Origin of the sequence: Streptococcus sp. 27098_8_75 (assembly GCF_041432475.1) — a bacterium.
GTDB lineage: Bacteria > Bacillota > Bacilli > Lactobacillales > Streptococcaceae > Streptococcus > Streptococcus gordonii.
In genome coordinates, this window is sequence record NZ_JAPVZR010000002.1 from 425,444 (window position 1) to 444,286 (window position 18,843).

The window sequence follows — 18,843 nt, forward strand, 5'->3', positions numbered from 1 at the left end:
TTTACTTGATTTTTTCTTTTCACTTTAAGCAAGTTCTGCCCATTTTAGGACTTTACTTAAATTTTCACTAACTAAAAGTAAAATATGTTATAATAAACTACATTGAACATGTTAAGGAGATTTTGATGTTTTCTTGGATTACAAGAATGATTAAAGGATTGATTATCGCACTAGGGTTTATCTTGCCTGGTGTTTCTGGCGGAGTTTTAGCCGCCATTTTGGGAATATATGAGCGTATGATATCTTTTCTAGCTCATATCAAAGATAACTTCAAGGAGAATGTCCTCTTTTTCCTTCCGGTTGGTATAGGTATGATTCTTGGAATTGCTCTCTTTTCTCTTCCAGTTGAATATTTACTAGCACACTATAAGATTATCGTTCTTTGGGGATTTGCAGGCGCTATTATCGGGACGATTCCTAGTCTAGTCAAGGAGTCTGTTCGCGAGTCAGACCGTGATCGAATTGATATAGCTATTTTCTGGCTGACTTTTGTCTTGTCTGGTTTTTTCCTTTATTTTCTCAATAGTATGGTTGGAACTCTTCCAGCAAATTTCTTGACCTTTATGCTAGCGGGAGCCTTGATTGCTCTAGGGATTTTGGTCCCTGGACTCAGTCCTTCTAATCTACTTTTGATTTTAGGTTTATACACTCCAATGCTGACTGGTTTCAAGTCCTTAGATCTTTTTGGAACATTTTTACCAATTGCTATCGGAGGTGCTTTAGCTCTCATAGCTTTTTCAAAAACAATGGACTATGCACTCAAAAATTTTCATTCGCGAGTCTATCATTTCATTATTGGTATTGTGCTTTCTAGCACCTTGCTTATTGTCATTCCAAATGCTGGTAATAGTGAAAGCATTACTTATGCAGGAACTTCTATTATCACCTTTGTCATAACAGCCTTCTTCTTTGGCTTAGGTATTTGGCTAGGAATTTGGATGAGTCAGTTAGAAGAGAAGTATAAATAATGGCAAAAAAAACAAAATTAAAAAAAACACTGGTCGAACAGATCTTGACAAAGGCTAATATTCCCCACCAAGGATTGCAAATTAATGCCCTCGAAAATGAAATTGGAGACATAGACGACCGATCTCAGATCTATAAAACTCTTGCACTGACAGGGGATAAAACCGGACCTGTTATTGGTATTCTCCCCATTACTGAGCATTTATCTGAGAAAAAATTAGCCAAAATTTCTGGAAATAAAAAGGTTGCTATGATTCCTCAAAAGGAACTCGAAAAGACAACTGGCTATGTTCATGGTGCTAACAATCCAGTTGGTATCCGCCAAAAGCACTCCTACCCTATCTTCATCGACCAGGTTGCTCTAGAACGAGAAGCTATTATCGTATCCGCTGGAGAAGTTGGACGTAGCGTTCTAATCAAGCCCCAGGACTTGGCGGATTTTGTCAAAGCAGAATTTGCTGACATAAAAGAAGATTAGAGCAGGCACTTCATTTGAAAGAGAAAACTATGAAACTATACTTTATCCGTCATGGAAAGACTGAGTGGAATTTGGAAGGTCGCTTTCAGGGTGCTGGAGGTGATTCACCGCTCTTACCTACTGCTATTGAAGAATTACATATTCTAGGGAAGCACCTTGCTAAGACCCGCTTTGATAAGATATTCTCTAGTGATTTATCCAGAGCCGTTAGGACAGCTCAAATCATTAATTCAGAAAATCATTTTCCGCAAGAAATTATTTTAAAAGAAGAATTACGAGAATGGAATTTAGGTAAATTAGAGGGAGCCAAATGGGAAACTATTACTGCCATATATCCCCACCAAATGCATGCCTTTCGGCACAATCTTGCTCAGTTTGACCATAGTTTATTTGATGCAGAATCAGTTTACCAAACGACCCATCGGGTTATCCATTTTATTAAGTCTCTAAAAGATTTAGAGGGAGAGAATCTCTTATTTGTTGGACATGGAGCTAATCTTACGGCTTCAATTCGAACTCTTCTCGGCTACGAAGTTGGCAGCATACGAAAAAATGGTGGCCTCAGTAATGGAAGTGTCACTATCCTCGAAACAACTGATTTTGAGAAGTTTTCTCTACTAGACTGGAACAATACTGACCATCTTGAAAATCTTGATACTGTGAATCTTTAAATTCGCAGTTTTTTCTTTCTTAAAAGCTAAATATAGGTGAATTTCCATAGATTTTGTGATAAAATAAATTGGAATACTTTTGGAGGAAAACATGACTACTGAACATTTTGAAGAATTAAATGACCAGCAAATTATTCGCCGTGAAAAAATGGCTGCGCTGGCTGAGCAAGGAATTGATCCTTTCGGGAAACGTTTTGAGCGCACTGCAAACTCTGGACAATTAAAAGAAAAATACGCAGATAAAAGTAAAGAAGAGTTGCACGATTTAGCTGATACAGCTACTATTGCCGGACGTCTCATGACTAAACGTGGTAAAGGAAAAGTTGGATTTGCTCACATCCAAGACCGCGAAGGCCAAATTCAAATTTATGTCCGCAAAGATGAGGTCGGTGAAGAAAACTATGAAATCTTTAAAAAAGCTGACTTAGGAGACTTCCTTGGAGTTGAAGGTGAAGTGATGCGTACTGATATGGGAGAATTATCTATCAAAGCTACCCATATTACCCACCTCTCTAAAGCACTTCGTCCTCTTCCTGAAAAATTCCATGGACTGACAGATGTGGAGACTATCTACCGTAAACGCTATTTGGATTTGATTTCTAATCGTGAGAGCTTCAATCGATTTGTTACTCGCTCAAAAATCATTTCTGAAATTCGCCGTTACTTAGATGGGCAAGGCTTCCTTGAAGTCGAAACTCCTGTTCTCCACAATGAAGCAGGTGGAGCTGCTGCTCGTCCTTTCATTACTCATCACAATGCCCAAAATATTGATATGGTACTGCGGATTGCGACTGAACTGCACCTTAAGCGCCTCATTGTAGGTGGTATGGAACGAGTCTATGAAATCGGCCGCATCTTCCGTAACGAAGGAATGGATGCCACTCATAATCCAGAGTTTACATCTATTGAAGTTTACCAAGCTTATGCAGATTTCCAAGATATTATGGACTTGACCGAAGGCATTATTCAACACGCAGCTATCTCTGTATGCGGAGATGGGCCTATCAACTATCAGGGAACTGAAATCAAGATTAATGAACCATTTAAACGCGTTCATATGGTAGATGCCATCAAGGAAATTACTGGCGTGGATTTCTGGCAAGATATGAGCTTTGAAGAGGCTGCTGCCTTGGCTAAGGAAAAGAAAGTTCCCCTTGAAAAACACTTCACAGAAGTCGGCCATGTTATTAATGCTTTCTTTGAAGAATTTGTTGAAGAAACCTTAACTCAACCAACCTTTGTTTATGGTCATCCTGTTGCAGTATCTCCTCTGGCCAAGAAAAATCCAGAAGATCCACGCTTCACTGACCGTTTCGAACTCTTCATCATGACCAAAGAATATGCTAACGCCTTCACCGAATTGAACGATCCAATCGATCAACTCTCTCGTTTTGAAGCCCAAGCTAAAGCTAAAGAGCTTGGTGATGATGAAGCAACTGGCATTGACTACGACTATGTCGAAGCTTTAGAATATGGTATGCCACCAACTGGAGGTCTAGGTATTGGGATCGACCGTCTCGTGATGTTGCTGACGGATGTTACGACTATCCGCGACGTCCTTCTCTTCCCGACAATGAAATAATTTTCACATTCAAGCACTGCTGTACTCCAGCGGTGTTTTTTTATAAACAAAAAAAGAGTTTAGGTTCCTAAACTCTTTTCCTTATTTCATTATTCGTACCTCAGTGCTTCAATTGGATCCAACTTGGAAGCTTTATTCGCAGGTAGAATTCCAAAAACAACACCAACCATTGCTGAGAAGACAAGACTTCCTACTGCAGCTGTAGTAGACACAATCGGAGGTCCACCAAAGACATCTTCTGGTACGACCGCAGCAATTAACGCGTTAATACCATAAGCCAGTCCTAAGCCCAACATTCCTCCAATTAGGGTAAGAACCATGGATTCAATCAAGAATTGGGTTAAGATGTTTCCTCTTGTAGCTCCTAAAGCTTTTCTCAGACCGATTTCACGAGTCCGCTCGGTAACTGATACCAGCATGATATTCATAACCCCGATACCACCGACAAAGAGTGAGATTCCTGCAATCGCGCCAATAACTCCTGTCATGGTACCTGTAATCTGCTTGTACTGTTCCAGCATACTCTCCATATTCAAGATTTGATATTCACCCTGGCGTGCTCCTGAAAGCTGGGTCAATTTTTTAGCTGCTTCTATCCCAACTTCGTTGACACGGCTGACTTCTGGAACATAGACGTAAACAGTTGAGATTTCTTCTGAATGAAACTCAGATGCTACTTGGGTATTAGCCATTAGAGCACTTCCTGAACTCATACTCATACTTTGACCAGCATTGGGATCTTTAAAGATTCCAATAACCCGATAGTTGCTTTCTCCTACTGATACGATTTTGTTTAAGGCTTCTGCGCTACTTCCAAAAAGTGAATTTGCAACTGTTTCATCAATCATCATCACATTAGAAAAGCGCTGGTAATCCACAGGAAGGAGGGTACGACCTGCCAAGATCTCGTATTTTCTAATTTGAAAGAAAGATTGGCTAACGCCAGTAATAAATACCCCATCTGCTTTCTTATTTTGATAAGAGAATGTTGCAGATGGACCTCCATTGGTTGTATAGTAACCTTTCACTCCATCAATTTTTAAGAGCTCTTTAGCCCAAGCATCTTGAATAACTGGTGGAGCTTCGTTTTCTTCGTTATCAACTTCTTGGCTGCCTCCCTCATTTCCTGCAGGGCCTTCCATAAGATTCATCCCCATAACATAATTACTCTTTGTTGGTGAATAATTCAGAGCGACATATTGTTGATCCTTCGTGAAACTTTTGGTAACTCCCTGTTGCATCCCATTTCCTAAAGCCATGATAACTACAACCGAAGCGACCCCGATGATAATTCCAATCATTGTTAGAAAGGAGCGCATTTTGTGACCCATAATAGAGCCAATAGCAAATCTCCAGTTTTGCATCTATGCTTCTCCTTTCTGTGCTGAATCAGAGGAAATTACGCCATCTCGAATGACAATTTGTCGTTTAGCATAGGCTGCAATTTCTGGTTCATGGGTCACCATGATGATGGTCTTACCTTCTTTATTTAATTCAGTCAGCAATTCCATAATCTGCTCACCTGTTTTTGTATCCAGGGCTCCTGTTGGCTCATCTGCCAAAATAATAGAGGGACGATTTACTAGGGCACGAGCGATCGCAACACGCTGCTTTTGCCCCCCTGATAATTCTGATGGTAAGTGATGCATCCGAGTCCCTAACTCAACTTTTTCCAAGTATTGTTCTGCTAAAGCCTTGCGTTTAGACTGAGAAACTCCCGCATAAATCAAGGGTAATTCAACATTTTGAAGAGCATTTAGCTTGGACAAGAGGAAAAACTGCTGAAAGACAAAGCCAATTTCCTGATTACGGACTTTAGCTGATTTCTTTTCACCCAAACGAGCCACTTCCTTACCATCTAGATGATAGGTTCCACTAGAAGGACGATCCAACATACCAATAATATTCATCAAGGTTGATTTACCAGATCCAGATGGTCCCATAATGGCTAAAAACTCGCCTTCTTCAACTTGAAGATTGATGTTTTTTAAAACCTGCAGTTCTTGATCTCCGTTGCGATAGCTCTTATTGATGCCACTTAAATCAATTAATTTCTTCATAAGATTTTACCTCCTGCCCATCTTTTAAATCAGCAGTTGGATTTATAATCACTTTATCATCTTTTGATAAGCCAGATGTTACTTCTTGATTTTCAGCATCAGCATTTCCAAGTGTGACTTCAACTTTTTTAGCTATACCCTTATCATCTAGTTTCCAAATGTAATTTTTTCCATCTTCATCAGTAACAACACTGCTTACCGGAATAAGAATTGCCTTGCTGTTATTCTTCACTTCGATATTTACAGAGAAACCTTGTTTTAAATCACCTATTTCGCTAGTGAAATCAATGGTAAAGGGATATTTAGCGCCTGATCCTCCACCTGATCCTCCAGCAGCTGACGCACTTGAGCTTGCTTGCTGAGCATCTTTTGGATAGTTAGAGATATAGCTGATTTTACCAGTCCAAGTCTTATCTGGATAAACTTTTGAAGTAATGCTGACTTCTTGGCCCACTGACAGATTAGCTAAATTGTACTCTGACAATTCACCCTTGACTTGGAGATTACCATTATTAACAATATGGACCAATGTTTGATTAGATCCTGTTGTTGATTTTGAAACATCACGATTAACTTCAACTACTGTTCCTTCAACAGTACTTAATACAGTTGTAGCATCAAGTAAAAGTTTGGAACTATTGACTTTATCTGCAGCATCAGCTCGGTTGTCTTGCAAATCTTTTAATTGAGAATCCAAGGATTGTTGTGTATTAACCGCTGGTGCAGTGCTTTCGCCAGATTCTTCTCCTTCCGCTGTAGGGCTTGGGGTAGGAGCTGTCCCATTATTTTGAAGTTCGTAAATTTGACGGTCAATTTTATTGAGAGCTCGAACAGCAGAATCATAGTTAGATTGCGCCTCAGTGTTTCGATATTGGACCAAAGCTTGTCCGACTGTAACTTGATCACCCACATTAACGAGGACGCCTTCTAGATCTCCCTTTGTCGAATCATAATAAATATACTGCTCATTATTAGCAGATACTTGTCCTGACAAAAGTACAGAAGATGCTACTGATCCTTCTTTTGCCTTTTGAACCATAGGTTTCGAATCTAAAGCTTCTTGGCTGCCACTTTTCTGATTCAAAAACAGCATAGCAAGAACAACTACTACAATGACAAGAGGAACAGCAATCAGAGCAGTCAACTGCCACTTTTTCAATTTTTTCATTGGAATCTCCTTTAAAAATGAAATCTAATTAATTTTTTTCATTATAACATACATTATAACCTGGAACTATTGTTTTGAACTTAGCAATTTTCAAATGACATTTTATCTTTCTCAAATGTCAATTTTTCTCGTAGCAGATTTTTGCATTCATTTCTTAAAAAGGGTACAATTACCTCATATTAAAAGAAGGAGAATAAACATTATGAAAGAATTTGATATGATTGCTATTGGAGGCGGTAGCGGAGGTATCGCTACCATGAATCGAGCTGGCGAACATGGGGCCAAGGTCGCTGTCATTGAGGAAAAGAAGTTAGGTGGCACCTGTGTCAATGTTGGCTGTGTTCCTAAAAAGATCATGTGGTATGGTGCTCAAATTGCTGAGGCCATCCAATACTATGGTCCTGACTATGGTTTTACTTCGGACAAACAAAGCTTTGACTTTGCCACTTTGCGTAAAAACCGCGAAGCCTATATTGATCGTGCTCGATCTTCTTACGACGGAAGTTTTAAACGCAATGGAGTTGAATTGATTGAAGGACGCGGTCGCTTTGTTGATGCTAACACTGTCGAGGTTAATGGTGAGCTAATCCGAGCTAAACACATTGTCATTGCAACGGGTGCTCATGCTGCTATCCCTTCTATTCCTGGCTCTGAATTAGGTGAAACATCTGATGATGTCTTCGCTTGGGAAGAATTACCCGAATCTGTAGCCATCGTTGGAGCTGGCTATATCGCAGTTGAATTGGCAGGAGTCCTCCATAATCTTGGAGTCAAAACAGACCTCTTTGTCCGACGTGATCGTCCCTTACGGAACTTTGATTCTTATATCGTAGATGGTTTACTTGAAGAAATGGATAAGACAGGTCTTGCCCTACACACCCACAAAGTACCTACAAAACTTGAGAAACTAGATGACAATCAACTGCAACTTCATTTTGAAGATGGTAGTAGCCATATAGCTCAGCATGTCATCTGGGCCATCGGCCGAAAACCTAATGTTCAAGGCCTCAATCTAGAAGCTGCTGGTGTCACTCTCAACGAACGAGGTTTCATCGCTGTAGATGAATACCAAAACACTGTAGTTTCAGGTATCTATGCCCTAGGTGACGTAACAGGCGAGAAAGAACTAACTCCTGTTGCCGTCAAGGCTGGTCGTACATTAGCCGAGCGACTTTTCAACGGCAAAACAGACGCAAAGATGGACTATTCAACTATTCCTACCGTCGTCTTCTCCCACCCTGCTATTGGAACTGTTGGGCTAACCGAGGAAGAGGCTAAAAAAACTTATGGAGCTGATAATATTCACCTCTATACATCTAGCTTTGCTTCCATGTATTCGGCAGTAACTCAGCATCGCCAACAGGCCAAGTTCAAGCTCATCACGGCTGGTGAGAATGAAAAGGTCGTTGGTCTGCATGGTATCGGATATGGGGTAGACGAGATGATTCAAGGCTTCGCTGTCGCTATCAAAATGGGCGCAACCAAGGCTGATTTTGATGCCACAGTAGCCATTCACCCAACGGGATCAGAAGAGTTCGTTACTATGAGGTAAGAAGAGAAAAGGTTTGTTTTACAAGCCTTTTTTGGCTTATGTCCTTATTTTATTATAAAGCTTATAAGTATTCCATAATCTAATCTTTCATTTTTCTTTTGAATCTTACATTTTTGTAAGATTCTATAAGGATTCTTCAAAAATTTTTACCTTCCCATGCATCATTTTTAGTTTCTAAAAGAGAGATTTGACACGTATTAACTTGTTAATCCTACAATCTTTATTTTACAGTCTCTTTATCAACATTTCATCAAGAAAATCTCAAAAATTTCTAAAGTTTTGTAAAAAAGGGAGCCTGAAGTAAAACTTCAGGCTCTTTTTTCTTATGGTAAAATGGCTAAAGCTCGTACTGGCGAACCACTAGCTTGATGCCAGTTAGGGAAACTAATAGAAATTAGAGCTCCCTTAGCAGGTAATTGGTCCAAATTAGACAATACCTCAACTTGGTAAATGTCCTCAGCCAAGAGATAATATTCATTAACCAAACCATGTTCAGCTGTAGGAAGGCCTGCATCAGTATCAAAAGTTTCATGACCTACTGCAGCTACACCGCGCTCATGAATCAGAAATTCCAAAGCATCTCGTCCCCAGCCAGGTGTATGCTGGATTCCTTGATCATCTAAATTTCTCATAGCGTCTTGACTAGGCCAACGCTTGGACCAGTCTGACCGAAAAGCTACGAAACTTCCTTCAGGAATCTTCCCATGCTCCGCTTCAAAGTCCAAAATATCTTGTTTGGTCAAAATGAAGTCAGGATTCTCCTCTACTTCTTTTGATTTATCAATGACAAACAAAGGAAGAAGGAGATCTTTTAAGTCTATTTCTTCCAACCAACGGCCACCTTCTACAAAATGAATAGGAGCATCAATATGAGTACCATACTGACCAACTACAGAAAACTGCTGTACATGGAAACCATCTTTTAGAGTAAAAATATCTTTCTTCTCCAAGGCTGGTAAAGCCGGAAAGTGCGGACTATCTTCCTTGATTTGATGAGAAAGATTAACCCATTTTTTATTTTTTAATTCTTGGTATATTTCAAGCAAATCTGCCATATGTTTTTCCTCCGATTCTATTCTCCCCAGACTTCTTTTACAATATCTGAAATCAAAGCAATTTTTTCCCACTGACTCTCTTCTGTTAGGATGTTTCCTTCTTCCGTAGAAGCAAAGCCACACTGGGTTGAAAGGTAAAGATTTTCTAGCGGTACATACTGACCAGCTTCCTTAATCCGAGCAATAACTTCTTCTTTTTTCTCTAAGTCACCACTTTTTGACGTCAAGAGGCCCAAGACTACTTTTTTCCCTGGTGTTACTTTAGCCAAGGGTTCGAAACCACCGGCTCGCTCAGTATCAAATTCAAGGAAATAAGCATTCACCTTTTCTTTTTCAAATAATTCTTCAGCAATTGGACCGTATCCACCTGAAGAAGCCCAGGTAGAATGGTAGTTACCACGGCAGACATGGGTATTAACAGTCAAACCAGCTGGGACATTTTGATAAAGATCATTGTTGAAACTTAAGAAGAGCTCCGCTAATTCAGCACGAACTTGGTCTTTGGTCTTACCTTGAAGAGCACCCCAGGCTGTCAAGAAATTATCATCTACCAAGACACCCCAAGTACAATCATCCACTTGTAGCGTTCTGAGGCCAGCGTCATATAAATCTTCAACAACTTGTAAATATGCTTTTTTTATATCTTCTCTCAATTGATTGAAGTCAGGATAAACTTGATTGAGCTTCTCCACATGCTCGGCATCCCGGATTAATTCAAAATAAAATTGGGCAGGGGCTGGAATGGTATACTTTGCTTCAACTCCATCTTGATCAGCCACTAAATCTCTTAGAAACTTAAAATGTTCCACAAAGGGATGGTGAAAACCGGTAATCTTACCAGCGATGAGGGCCGAATCTGCCTTGGTTGTTTCCCCATGAAAATGATAGCCTTCTGCAGCTTGAACATGCTCAATTCCTTGAAAGCCCCAGAAAAAGTCCAAATGCCAATAAGCCCGACGAAATTCTCCGTCTGTTACATTCTTCAATCCAGCTTTAATTTCTTTAGAAACTAAAGCTCGAATAGCTTGGTCTTCCACTGCAGTTAACTCTTCTTTGCTAATAGTCCCCCCCGCAAAGGCTTCACGAGCTTCTACCAATTCCTTAGGGCGAAGGAAAGAGCCAACGTGATCAACTCGAAATGGTCCATGATTAACTGTCATCTCAACTCTCCTTTTCTAGTGTAAATAAATGTTATAAAAATCAAATGGAAATTTGGTTATGGTTCATTATATCAACACGACAACCTTATCTCAAGTTTTTAAAGGGTTTTGAGCTAATCTTATTTTATTGATTATTATATAGTTTATAACTATATCAGTTCTTCCAATTCCTACTTTTCTTTTGGATATTAATTTGCTATGCTAGAGAAACACGTATATATGAGGAGAGTTTGATGAGTAAAACAAATAAAATTCTTACAACATTTGGTATTATCTTCTTTAACATCTTTGGTTTAATAGCATTTATTTTCTTGTATTTCAGGAGTAAAAAGAAAAAATAATACGAAATAGTCTAAGTCGATAAAAAACACTTGACTTTTAGCACTAGAGATCTTAAAATAGTTACCATAAATTATAAAAGAGGTTTACTATTATGAATCGAAATAAAGTTTTCTTACTTGTGCTCCCAGCCATTGGGGCTGCTATTTTAGCGGTTTTATCACAATTTAGCTTTGCTATTGGAGCTGTTCCTATTACTCTCCAAACCTTTGCCATCGGTTTGATTGCAACTATTTTTAAACCCAGAGAAGCGGTTTCAGCTACGCTACTTTATTTACTACTTGGTTCTATCGGTCTCCCAGTTTTTGCAGGCGGTCATGGCGGATTCCAATCATTCCTAAATCCAACTGCTGGTTACCTTTTGTCTGCTCCTCTCTTTGCCTTCATTACTTCTATCTTAACTCATAAAAACAGTTCATTCTTGACTATTTTACTGGCAAATATCTTGGGAGATACCATCCTATTTATCGGTGGAATTATAGGTTTGAACATCTTAGGGAATCTTGATTTTTCAAAAGCTATCGCTGTAGGCGTTACCCCATTCATTCTACCGGATCTTTTAAAAATGCTCCTGATAGCTATTATCAGCTTGCCAGTATTAAAAAGTCTCGGATTTCATCCTTACTTTGCTGATAAACAAAAAAACTGATAGACTTTTCTATCAGTTTTTAAATGCATCAAGAAGAACCTGAAATTCTTCATTAGAAAGAGTAATTCCCTTGCCCATTTTACTGTGATCCGGACTCCAAGTTCGAATATCATATTTGGCTGGCGCTCCATTGAAGCTAACTCGGTTAAGCTCTTTGGTCCAGCCTTTATCGTTTTCTGATAAGACTAGAAGTTTTTCTTCAATCTCAAATGTAAATTCTGACATAGTACCTCCTTGGTTAATTCAAAAGTGGATGAGCTAAAATAGCCTCTGCTGTTTAACAGTTATCCATCTTTCATTTAATTCATTCGTAAAAGTTTAGAATTTTACGAGAAAATGTTATATAATGATATTGTATCAAGTTATGGAGATTTTAGCCATGAAAAAATTTCTAAGAATGCTGACTGAGAAAGCTAATGAGTTTATAAACGATAAAAAAACCGAACAGAACAGCGAGAATAATACTGCTATCTTATCCGCGATTGAGCTAGCCTTAAAGAAAAAATCCGGAATTCATGTTATTTTTCAAAATAAAAGCTTTACTGGCGATATTGTTAAGTATGACCAAGAACGCCAGCAGTTGATTGTTAAGAATTTCAATAAGAGCATGTCAACTATTATTCGGATTCCAGATATTCAACGTGTGCGTCTGGTTCCTCAGACAGTTCGAGTAGCACAGAAAGCTAATCCAAAGAAAAAATAAATCCCAGTTTTTACAAACTGGGATTTATTTTATATCTAGGCGCGGACAGTAACGCTGGTGCCATCTTCCTTATACAGATTGATAAGGCCTTCTTTTCTGCTACGCACCATATCACCTGGGCAAACAGGTGTCGGCATAGAAATTGTTAAGAGTTCCATAGGATTTGGCGCTCGATCAATTTTATTGCCTTGCGCATCATGCAAATCTGTAATGACTGTCTCAAAATGACGGAATCCAGGACCGTAGAATTCAACCTGATCTCCTTCATGAATAACATTCCTCTGACGAATAGTCGCGATCTGTTTTTCAGCATCATAGTCTACAACTTCAGCCACAAACTTGTATTCAGGGATTTTCCGGCGTGCCCCGAACAACTGTTCGTTCTCTGTTGGAGTACCGTAGTAAAATCCCGTTGCCAATTCGCGTTGAGCAACTTTCCACATTTCATCAATCAAGTCCTGTTTAATCGCTTCAAATTTCTCAGGACTTTCCAAATAGGCATCGACAGCTGCCTTGTAACAGTTCGATACTGTGGATACATAGTGTATAGACTTCATTCGACCTTCGATTTTCAGACTGTCCACACCATTTTCAATCATATCAGGTATGTGATCAATCATGGACATATCTACCGCAGACATAGAAAATTCCTCCGGGATTTCACCCTTCAAGCTCTTTCTTTCTTGGCCAAAAGGCATATCATAAAGGTCGTATTTCCAACGACAAGACTGCGAGCAACCGCCACGGTTGGCATCACGCATACTCATGTGGTTAGAAAGTGTACAGCGTCCTGAGTAGGAAATACACATTGCTCCGTGAACGAAGGCTTCAATCTCAACATCCGTTCTTTTACGGATTTCTGCTAATTCTTCCATGGAAACTTCACGCGCTAAAACAACACGCGTCAAGCCTAACTCTTTCCAAAATTCAAGGGTTTCATAATTAGTTGCACTAGCTTGGGTAGACAAATGGATTTCTAATCCTGGTGCTTCTGATGCTGCAATAGCAATCAGAGCTGGGTCTGAAACAATTACTGCAGCAATCCCAATATCACGAAGCTTACGGAAGAATTCTCCAGCACCGATTTCATTACCTTCATGCATCACCATATTAGCAGCAACATATACTTTTGCACCGTATTTTGCTGCAAACTGAACTCCTTCTTCCATTTGTTCGTAAGTAAAGTTCCCAGCTCGGCTACGAAGTCCGTACGCTTGACCACCAATAAATACTGCATCTGCTCCATAACGAACAGCTACTTTTAACTTCTCTAAAGTACCAGCAGGTGCCAAGACCTCTGGTCGTTTCAATGTTTTTGTCATCATTTCTCCTATTTGCAAGATAAGATCGATAATCCCTAATTTTTAATCCTTTCTATTTTATAGCAAAAAACTTGGAAAATCAAGATGTGGTAAATGTTTTCACAATTCTAATCTTTCCTGAATTCAAAAAATTGTGATTTCACATCTTTGCAACAGAAAAAAGCAAGAAAATTTCTTGCTTTCTTAGATAGCTATAATTATTTGACCATATCTGGATCGTATTCATAAAAACCGGTATCCAAGAAACGATTTTTAGGATGAAAACGATGAACAGCTTCATCTAAAAGAAAGGCCTGATCATGACTAAATTCACCAGCCAAAATTAAATCCCGAGCTTGAATGAACAACTTAGCGATTTCTACAAAATTATGACCTGGAGTATAGATTCCTTCTAATTTCCAATGAGTAAATCCATGATCCACTAACTCTGTCAATTTTGTCATCAAATCTAAGTCGTTATTTGCAAATATATGAGTTCCATGGTTATCTTCAAAAATGGAATAATGACTGCTCGGATCTCCCGGCTCAGCTAAGAACAAATCTCGCTCCCGAGTTTTCTCGTCATCAATATGAGTGAAATTATAATAGTTTTGAAGTAGAGGGCGTTTGGAGTGATGAATAACACTAGCCCCATAGACCAAGACTTCTGCAGGAATCTCCAAAATATCCTGCATAGCAAAAAGTTCAGCTGAGGGAACTTCTCTAGCTAAAACTGCTTCTGATGCACCAGCTTTTTGTCCCCAAAAATTTATCTGACGACTGCTGGTAACCATTGTCGAAGCATCATAAATTGTCTTAAAGGGATAGTGATCGCGGTTAACAACGTAAAAAACTCCCGCATCTCCAACAGTAATATAATCCGTCTGGATTTCTGCTAGAAAATCAAGAAATGGCTTGATCTTGTCCATCATTTCCTGGTGCATGAGAGCATTGACTGCTACGACGATTTCTTTTCCCGCCTCATGAACTAAATTAGCAATCTCTCGTAATTCGTCATAAGAAAAAGTATGGGGAAGACGAAGGCCATAGTTTTTCTCGCCAACATAAATCCGATCAACTCCTGCTTCTAGCAGTTCCTTCACTTGCTCAATACTTTCAGCTGTCGCTGTAATAATTATCTTTTCCATAAAGTTAATTATAACACACTTTTAGAAATGAACCAGTTTTCTTTTCAAATTCTTTCTTTTACTTTTATTTCCCTTAAATTTTCGATACTTTATTTTTATATTGAAAACTATTTTTATTCTTTCTGTAACAAAAATGTAATAATTACCCCAATAAATCATGATACAATGATATAGTACTAGTAGGAGAGAGAAAAATGGCACTTAGAGATTATAAAAATTATCAAGAGGATTATATCTATCAGGAACTTCCTGAAGAACAATTACCTTTATACCAAGAATATATTCCAGAATCAGACATTGAACCTAAAATAAAAGAGTTGCTTTTCTTCTTTAATATTGCTGCGTTTTGTATTTTAACAGCAATTTTTAGTTTTCTGTTTCTGTCTTTCAAACTGAATACTTTCTTTGCTCTGGCATTAGCTATGACTTTAAGCTTTGCAACAGTGCAAACCTATCGTTTTATTTCAAAAAAGAAATTTTAATCAAACAAGAGACCTGCTTCTGACTTGAAGCAGGTCTTTTTTCTTACCATGCATAATTCGGCTCTTGGCAAGTCAACATAGCTGTCAAAAGCTCTTGAGGGGTCACTTTCTTTAACCCTCCATAAACCGGATCTTGAACAGTATAAGATGGATCAATATAATAAACTCCAATTATATCAGAAGCATCTGAGTTTAATTCATATCCAATTCCGATAACATTGTGCTCTCCACTACGCCCGGGATACATCTTTGAATTATCAAACGTATAATATAGGGGATAGCCTACATCAATGTTTTTCTTGAGACGTTCTTTAAAGAGGCGCATATCTATTGAATTGGGTGAGCTAGATTTCACAGTTTCCAAGCGATAGCCTGCCTGTCCATCAGTTGGTGCTGGATAACCAAATAAATGCTGATTAAGTACCTGAATAGCATTGGCATTGTGGGTCCCAAAATGAGCATCCGTTCCCATTTCCTCAGCTAATTGTTCTTGCGATATATCTATCCCCCGACAGGCTAACATCATGCTCACAGTAGTTGGAGCACAAGTATTCCATGCTCTTTGCACCTGCATAGGTACTTCCAGCCTATGTCTCAACTGAAGTGATCCTTCTTCTGTTTTTTGAACTTGTGGCATCTCCTGCGATTCTGAAGCACTACTCGAAGACGAACCATTGTCCGAAGAAGTTTCTTTTGATCTGTAAAAAGTAGATGAATTGCTTGAAAACTTCTTACTAGAAACAGAGTTAGAAGAATCTAATGGTTTTGCTACTTTTCTTTGGTTAGCACATGCAGTAAAAAACAATATCGCAAACATAAGGCTTAAAAGTTTGATGCATTTCATCAGACCACCTCCCCCAACTTTATCATATTCTTTTCCGTACATGGAGTCAAGTTATTCTACAAAATAAAAAAGCTGGTTTAACCAGCTCTTTTAGTCTTCTTTTAGGTCTATAACGATTTCTTCAGAATGATCTTTTTCATCCGTCAAAGCATGTGCTTTTTCCCTGATAGAAGAGATCAAGTCGTCTTTAGTCAGATGTTCTTCCTGAATTTTTTCTTTAATAGCTTGGAACTTATCCTGTGAATAGTCTAACATCTCTTTTGTAGTTTCCTTTACAGATGTCAAAATAGACTCTTTTGTAATCTCACCATTATTGACCTTGTCTCTTACTTGTGTAACAGTATCTACTGTTTGATTTTTCAAGTCAGTTGCAGAATGACACACCTGCTCTTTAAACTCATCTGGGTTCTCTTGCACTTCTTTGATAAAATTGCTGACTCTAGCTCTTACTTCTTTACCTTTTTCATTGCTTAAGAAGATAGCTGCTGCAGCCCCAGCCGCTGCTCCTAATACAATCGATGAAAATTTACCCATAATGGACCTTCTTTCTTGTAATTATCTATTGAAAAATTTTGATAATAGACGCCAAGCAGTTAAACCTGCACCCGCCTTGACTGAATTTTTACCAGCCGTTGCTGCTTTTTTACTCAGATTTCGAGCTGAATCATTTAAATCTGAAACAGATAGTGACAGATCTGCAACAGCTGTAAAGAGGGGTTCTATGGTCTCCATTTTACCGTTAATATCATCAGTCAAAACATTGACTTTAGCTAGTAATTCATTGGTTTGATATAATGTGACATTAACATCCGCTGTAAGAACTTTAATCGTCTTCTCTGTCTCATCCACAACATTGCTAATTTTTCTAACCAAGAAGATGGAGTAAACAATCAAAGCAATCAAAGCGACTGCGACTAAACTATATGAAATTTCAAGCATTTTTCTTCTCCATTTCTAAAGATGTGTAATAATACGGTGTATCTTTTTTTCTATGTTGATAAACAACCAAGGCGACACCAAGAATAATTAAGAGAGCAGACAACCACTGAGAAACCCGGAGTCCCATAAAGTAGAGACTGTCTGTCCGCATTCCTTCAATAATCATCCGACCACAACCGTACCAGATAAGGTAGAAGGCTGTAATGTCTCCTTGCTTGAGAAAATTGGGTTTTCTACGTAAAAAGAGAATAAGAATGAAGCCTAGCAAGTTCCAAGTAGATTCATAAAGGAAAGTAGGTTGCCGATAAGCTCCATCAATATACATTTGATTTCTAATAAACCCTGGCAAATAGTCTAAACTCTTGACCGCAGCACCGTAAGCTTCCTGGTTGATAAAATTCCCCCAGCGTCCAATACTCTGAGCAATCATAACACCTGGGGCAGCGATATCTAAGAAATCTAAAGTATTAATAAATTTTCTCCTAGTAAAGAAATAAAGAACTAGAGCACCAGTAATCAGTCCTCCATAGATAGCTAAACCACCATGCCAAGTAATGAAAATCTCAATAAATGGCTGTTTTGAATAATAAGACCATTCAAAGGCCACATAGTATAGTCGTGCACCCACGATAGCAAGCGGAAAAGCAATCAAGATAAAATCAATAATGTCATCAGGTTTAATCTTTTTACGAGGGGCTTCTTTCCTAGCCAAGTAAACAGCTAATATTAAGCCTGAAAGTATACAGATTGCATACCAGCGAATAGCAAATGGTCCGATTTGAAAGGCAATTGGATTAATCATGCTTCACCTCATTCTGGCTGATCAGATTTGTCAAGCGTTCTTCAAAAATCTTTGTAGCGTCAAAGCCCATCTCTTTTGCTCTATAATTCATGGCCGCAGCTTCAATTACAACGGAGATGTTACGACCAGTTTTAACTGGAATGCGGACCCTTGGGATTCGAACACCGGCAATTTCTAATTCATCTGAAGCATTACCTAGGCGGTCAAAAGTCTTATTGACGTCGTAATTTTCCAAATATACTGCAATTTGAACCTGCGATGAATCTTTAACTGCACTAGCACCATAGAGACTCATCACATCAATAATTCCAACACCTCGAATTTCAAGCAAATGACGCAAAATTTCAGCCGGTTCACCCCAGAGAGTCATCTCATCCTTAGCAAAGATATCAACACGGTCGTCTGCAACCAAACGGTGACCTCTTTTGACTAACTCAAGTCCCGTCTCACTTTTACCGATACCACTGTCACCCTGAATGAGAACTCCCATGCCATAGATATCCATTAAGACACCGTGAATGCTTGTCCTTTCAGCCAAACGAGAATCTAGATAGCTGGATATTTCTCCTGATAAACGGCTGGTTGATGTATGGCTACGTAAAATAACAATCTGCTTTTCTTCAGCAGCCTGCATCATTTCATCTGGAATTTCCAAATCTCTGGCAATGATAACAACAGGTGTCGTTGGTTGAAACATTTTCAGAAGGACTTGATGGCGGTTATGACTCGTCATCTTCATCAAATAAGACCATTCTTTCATCCCAATCAGCTGAATGCGCTCTGGTGTATAGTAGTCAAAATATCCTGTCATTTCAAGACCAGGCCGTGAAATATCGGATGTCGTAATTTCTTTTTCCAGTAGTTCTTCGCTACCGTAAATCAATTGTAATCTTACTTTTTGCAAGAGGTCCTTGACCTTAACAGACATAAGTTTCCCCCTTTGG

The 18,843-nt window shown here is 38.8% G+C and carries 21 protein-coding genes; 8 read left to right on the forward strand and 13 right to left on the reverse strand.

Annotated elements, in window-relative coordinates; all coding sequences use genetic code 11:
* Positions 1–125 precede the first annotated feature (125 nt).
* From O3640_RS05235 to lysS, 4 genes are all read left to right on the forward strand, one after another.
* Positions 126–968: a DUF368 domain-containing protein gene (locus O3640_RS05235; RefSeq protein WP_008809027.1), complete on the forward strand. Its 843-nt coding sequence runs from the start codon at positions 126–128 to the stop codon at positions 966–968.
* On the forward strand, positions 968–1,444 hold the full coding sequence (locus tag O3640_RS05240) for an aminoacyl-tRNA deacylase (RefSeq protein WP_125366950.1): 477 nt from the start codon (positions 968–970) through the stop codon (positions 1,442–1,444). The genes O3640_RS05235 and O3640_RS05240 overlap by 1 nt, the downstream gene beginning before the upstream one ends.
* A gap of 29 nt (positions 1,445–1,473) precedes the next feature.
* Positions 1,474–2,115 carry a histidine phosphatase family protein gene (locus tag O3640_RS05245; RefSeq protein ID WP_125366949.1) on the forward strand — a complete coding sequence of 214 codons (642 nt, stop codon included), beginning with the start codon at positions 1,474–1,476 and terminating at the stop codon, positions 2,113–2,115.
* 91 nt (positions 2,116–2,206) lie between these two features.
* Positions 2,207–3,697, forward strand: coding sequence for a lysine--tRNA ligase (lysS, locus tag O3640_RS05250; protein ID WP_061410994.1), 1,491 nt, complete (start codon positions 2,207–2,209; stop codon positions 3,695–3,697).
* An 89-nt stretch (positions 3,698–3,786) separates the two neighbouring features.
* Here lysS and O3640_RS05255 read toward each other — a convergent pair whose 3' ends face one another.
* Genes O3640_RS05255 through O3640_RS05265 form a run of 3 tightly spaced genes read right to left on the reverse strand, consistent with a single transcriptional unit; the run spans position 3,787 to position 6,925 of the window.
* Complete coding sequence (locus O3640_RS05255; protein WP_268723169.1) at positions 3,787–5,061, reverse strand: ABC transporter permease; 1,275 nt, start codon at positions 5,059–5,061, stop codon at positions 3,787–3,789.
* Entirely contained in the window at positions 5,062–5,757 is a 696-nt protein-coding gene (locus tag O3640_RS05260; RefSeq protein WP_053794817.1) for an ABC transporter ATP-binding protein, read from the reverse strand. It lies immediately after the preceding gene.
* Positions 5,741–6,925: an efflux RND transporter periplasmic adaptor subunit gene (locus tag O3640_RS05265; protein ID WP_125366947.1), complete on the reverse strand. Its 1,185-nt coding sequence runs from the start codon at positions 6,923–6,925 to the stop codon at positions 5,741–5,743. Before O3640_RS05265 ends, O3640_RS05260 begins: the two co-directional genes overlap by 17 nt.
* A 202-nt stretch (positions 6,926–7,127) precedes the next feature.
* On the opposite strand from O3640_RS05265, the gene gorA reads away from it, so the two are divergent.
* Complete coding sequence (gorA, locus tag O3640_RS05270; RefSeq protein WP_125366946.1) at positions 7,128–8,477, forward strand: glutathione-disulfide reductase; 1,350 nt, start codon at positions 7,128–7,130, stop codon at positions 8,475–8,477.
* Between the two features lie 323 nt (positions 8,478–8,800).
* Here the strand turns inward: gorA and O3640_RS05275 are convergent, their stop codons facing one another.
* Positions 8,801–9,532, reverse strand: a complete 732-nt coding sequence (locus tag O3640_RS05275) for a cyclase family protein (protein ID WP_061595848.1) — start codon at positions 9,530–9,532, stop codon at positions 8,801–8,803.
* Positions 9,533–9,549: 17 nt separating this feature from the next.
* Positions 9,550–10,692 (reverse strand): 5-methyltetrahydropteroyltriglutamate--homocysteine S-methyltransferase, encoded by a 1,143-nt coding sequence (locus O3640_RS05280; protein WP_125366945.1) that lies wholly within the window; start codon positions 10,690–10,692, stop codon positions 9,550–9,552.
* A 433-nt stretch (positions 10,693–11,125) separates the two neighbouring features.
* On the opposite strand from O3640_RS05280, the gene O3640_RS05285 reads away from it, so the two are divergent.
* Positions 11,126–11,680 (forward strand): biotin transporter BioY, encoded by a 555-nt coding sequence (locus O3640_RS05285; RefSeq protein ID WP_061585203.1) that lies wholly within the window; start codon positions 11,126–11,128, stop codon positions 11,678–11,680.
* A 12-nt stretch (positions 11,681–11,692) separates the two neighbouring features.
* Here O3640_RS05285 and O3640_RS05290 read toward each other — a convergent pair whose 3' ends face one another.
* On the reverse strand, positions 11,693–11,905 hold the full coding sequence (locus tag O3640_RS05290) for a YdbC family protein (RefSeq protein ID WP_008809037.1): 213 nt from the start codon (positions 11,903–11,905) through the stop codon (positions 11,693–11,695).
* A gap of 139 nt (positions 11,906–12,044) precedes the next feature.
* Between O3640_RS05290 and O3640_RS05295 the strand changes: the two genes are divergently transcribed.
* Complete coding sequence (locus tag O3640_RS05295) at positions 12,045–12,383, forward strand: hypothetical protein (protein ID WP_172601499.1); 339 nt, start codon at positions 12,045–12,047, stop codon at positions 12,381–12,383.
* A gap of 35 nt (positions 12,384–12,418) precedes the next feature.
* On the opposite strand, the gene O3640_RS05300 is transcribed toward O3640_RS05295, so the two are convergent.
* Positions 12,419–13,705 carry a U32 family peptidase gene (locus tag O3640_RS05300; protein ID WP_045773811.1) on the reverse strand — a complete coding sequence of 429 codons (1,287 nt, stop codon included), beginning with the start codon at positions 13,703–13,705 and terminating at the stop codon, positions 12,419–12,421.
* 197 nt (positions 13,706–13,902) lie between these two features.
* Positions 13,903–14,832: a peptidase U32 family protein gene (locus tag O3640_RS05305; RefSeq protein WP_125366944.1), complete on the reverse strand. Its 930-nt coding sequence runs from the start codon at positions 14,830–14,832 to the stop codon at positions 13,903–13,905.
* A gap of 194 nt (positions 14,833–15,026) precedes the next feature.
* Here O3640_RS05305 and O3640_RS05310 point away from each other — a divergent pair, with 194 nt between their 5' ends.
* Positions 15,027–15,314: a DUF3270 family protein gene (locus O3640_RS05310; RefSeq protein WP_012000206.1), complete on the forward strand. Its 288-nt coding sequence runs from the start codon at positions 15,027–15,029 to the stop codon at positions 15,312–15,314.
* A gap of 43 nt (positions 15,315–15,357) precedes the next feature.
* Here the strand turns inward: O3640_RS05310 and O3640_RS05315 are convergent, their stop codons facing one another.
* From O3640_RS05315 to hprK, 5 genes are all read right to left on the reverse strand, one after another.
* Positions 15,358–16,158, reverse strand: a complete 801-nt coding sequence (locus O3640_RS05315; protein ID WP_046165851.1) for a C39 family peptidase — start codon at positions 16,156–16,158, stop codon at positions 15,358–15,360.
* Positions 16,159–16,248: 90 nt separating this feature from the next.
* Complete coding sequence (locus O3640_RS05320; protein WP_371586781.1) at positions 16,249–16,692, reverse strand: YtxH domain-containing protein; 444 nt, start codon at positions 16,690–16,692, stop codon at positions 16,249–16,251.
* Positions 16,693–16,713: 21 nt separating this feature from the next.
* Positions 16,714–17,097, reverse strand: coding sequence for a DUF948 domain-containing protein (locus O3640_RS05325; RefSeq protein ID WP_008809044.1), 384 nt, complete (start codon positions 17,095–17,097; stop codon positions 16,714–16,716).
* Positions 17,090–17,899 carry a prolipoprotein diacylglyceryl transferase gene (gene lgt, locus O3640_RS05330; RefSeq protein WP_125366942.1) on the reverse strand — a complete coding sequence of 270 codons (810 nt, stop codon included), beginning with the start codon at positions 17,897–17,899 and terminating at the stop codon, positions 17,090–17,092. Before lgt ends, O3640_RS05325 begins: the two co-directional genes overlap by 8 nt.
* Positions 17,892–18,827 (reverse strand): HPr(Ser) kinase/phosphatase, encoded by a 936-nt coding sequence (gene hprK, locus O3640_RS05335; RefSeq protein WP_125366941.1) that lies wholly within the window; start codon positions 18,825–18,827, stop codon positions 17,892–17,894. Before hprK ends, lgt begins: the two co-directional genes overlap by 8 nt.
* Between the last annotated feature and the right edge of the window lie 16 nt (positions 18,828–18,843).

Excerpts from the sequence above, each read along its gene's own strand:
- O3640_RS05235 (WP_008809027.1), top strand. The coding sequence starts at position 126 with ATGTTTTCTTGGATTACAAGAATGATTAAAGGATTGATTATCGCACTA.
- O3640_RS05240 (WP_125366950.1), top strand. The coding sequence starts at position 968 with ATGGCAAAAAAAACAAAATTAAAAAAAACACTGGTCGAACAGATCTTG.
- O3640_RS05245 (WP_125366949.1), top strand. The coding sequence starts at position 1,474 with ATGAAACTATACTTTATCCGTCATGGAAAGACTGAGTGGAATTTGGAA.
- lysS (WP_061410994.1), top strand. The coding sequence starts at position 2,207 with ATGACTACTGAACATTTTGAAGAATTAAATGACCAGCAAATTATTCGC.
- O3640_RS05255 (WP_268723169.1), bottom strand. The coding sequence starts at position 5,061 with ATGCAAAACTGGAGATTTGCTATTGGCTCTATTATGGGTCACAAAATG.
- O3640_RS05260 (WP_053794817.1), bottom strand. The coding sequence starts at position 5,757 with ATGAAGAAATTAATTGATTTAAGTGGCATCAATAAGAGCTATCGCAAC.
- O3640_RS05265 (WP_125366947.1), bottom strand. The coding sequence starts at position 6,925 with ATGAAAAAATTGAAAAAGTGGCAGTTGACTGCTCTGATTGCTGTTCCT.
- gorA (WP_125366946.1), top strand. The coding sequence starts at position 7,128 with ATGAAAGAATTTGATATGATTGCTATTGGAGGCGGTAGCGGAGGTATC.
- O3640_RS05275 (WP_061595848.1), bottom strand. The coding sequence starts at position 9,532 with ATGGCAGATTTGCTTGAAATATACCAAGAATTAAAAAATAAAAAATGG.
- O3640_RS05280 (WP_125366945.1), bottom strand. The coding sequence starts at position 10,692 with ATGACAGTTAATCATGGACCATTTCGAGTTGATCACGTTGGCTCTTTC.
- O3640_RS05285 (WP_061585203.1), top strand. The coding sequence starts at position 11,126 with ATGAATCGAAATAAAGTTTTCTTACTTGTGCTCCCAGCCATTGGGGCT.
- O3640_RS05290 (WP_008809037.1), bottom strand. The coding sequence starts at position 11,905 with ATGTCAGAATTTACATTTGAGATTGAAGAAAAACTTCTAGTCTTATCA.
- O3640_RS05295 (WP_172601499.1), top strand. The coding sequence starts at position 12,045 with ATGGAGATTTTAGCCATGAAAAAATTTCTAAGAATGCTGACTGAGAAA.
- O3640_RS05300 (WP_045773811.1), bottom strand. The coding sequence starts at position 13,705 with ATGACAAAAACATTGAAACGACCAGAGGTCTTGGCACCTGCTGGTACT.
- O3640_RS05305 (WP_125366944.1), bottom strand. The coding sequence starts at position 14,832 with ATGGAAAAGATAATTATTACAGCGACAGCTGAAAGTATTGAGCAAGTG.
- O3640_RS05310 (WP_012000206.1), top strand. The coding sequence starts at position 15,027 with ATGGCACTTAGAGATTATAAAAATTATCAAGAGGATTATATCTATCAG.
- O3640_RS05315 (WP_046165851.1), bottom strand. The coding sequence starts at position 16,158 with ATGAAATGCATCAAACTTTTAAGCCTTATGTTTGCGATATTGTTTTTT.
- O3640_RS05320 (WP_371586781.1), bottom strand. The coding sequence starts at position 16,692 with ATGGGTAAATTTTCATCGATTGTATTAGGAGCAGCGGCTGGGGCTGCA.
- O3640_RS05325 (WP_008809044.1), bottom strand. The coding sequence starts at position 17,097 with ATGCTTGAAATTTCATATAGTTTAGTCGCAGTCGCTTTGATTGCTTTG.
- lgt (WP_125366942.1), bottom strand. The coding sequence starts at position 17,899 with ATGATTAATCCAATTGCCTTTCAAATCGGACCATTTGCTATTCGCTGG.
- hprK (WP_125366941.1), bottom strand. The coding sequence starts at position 18,827 with ATGTCTGTTAAGGTCAAGGACCTCTTGCAAAAAGTAAGATTACAATTG.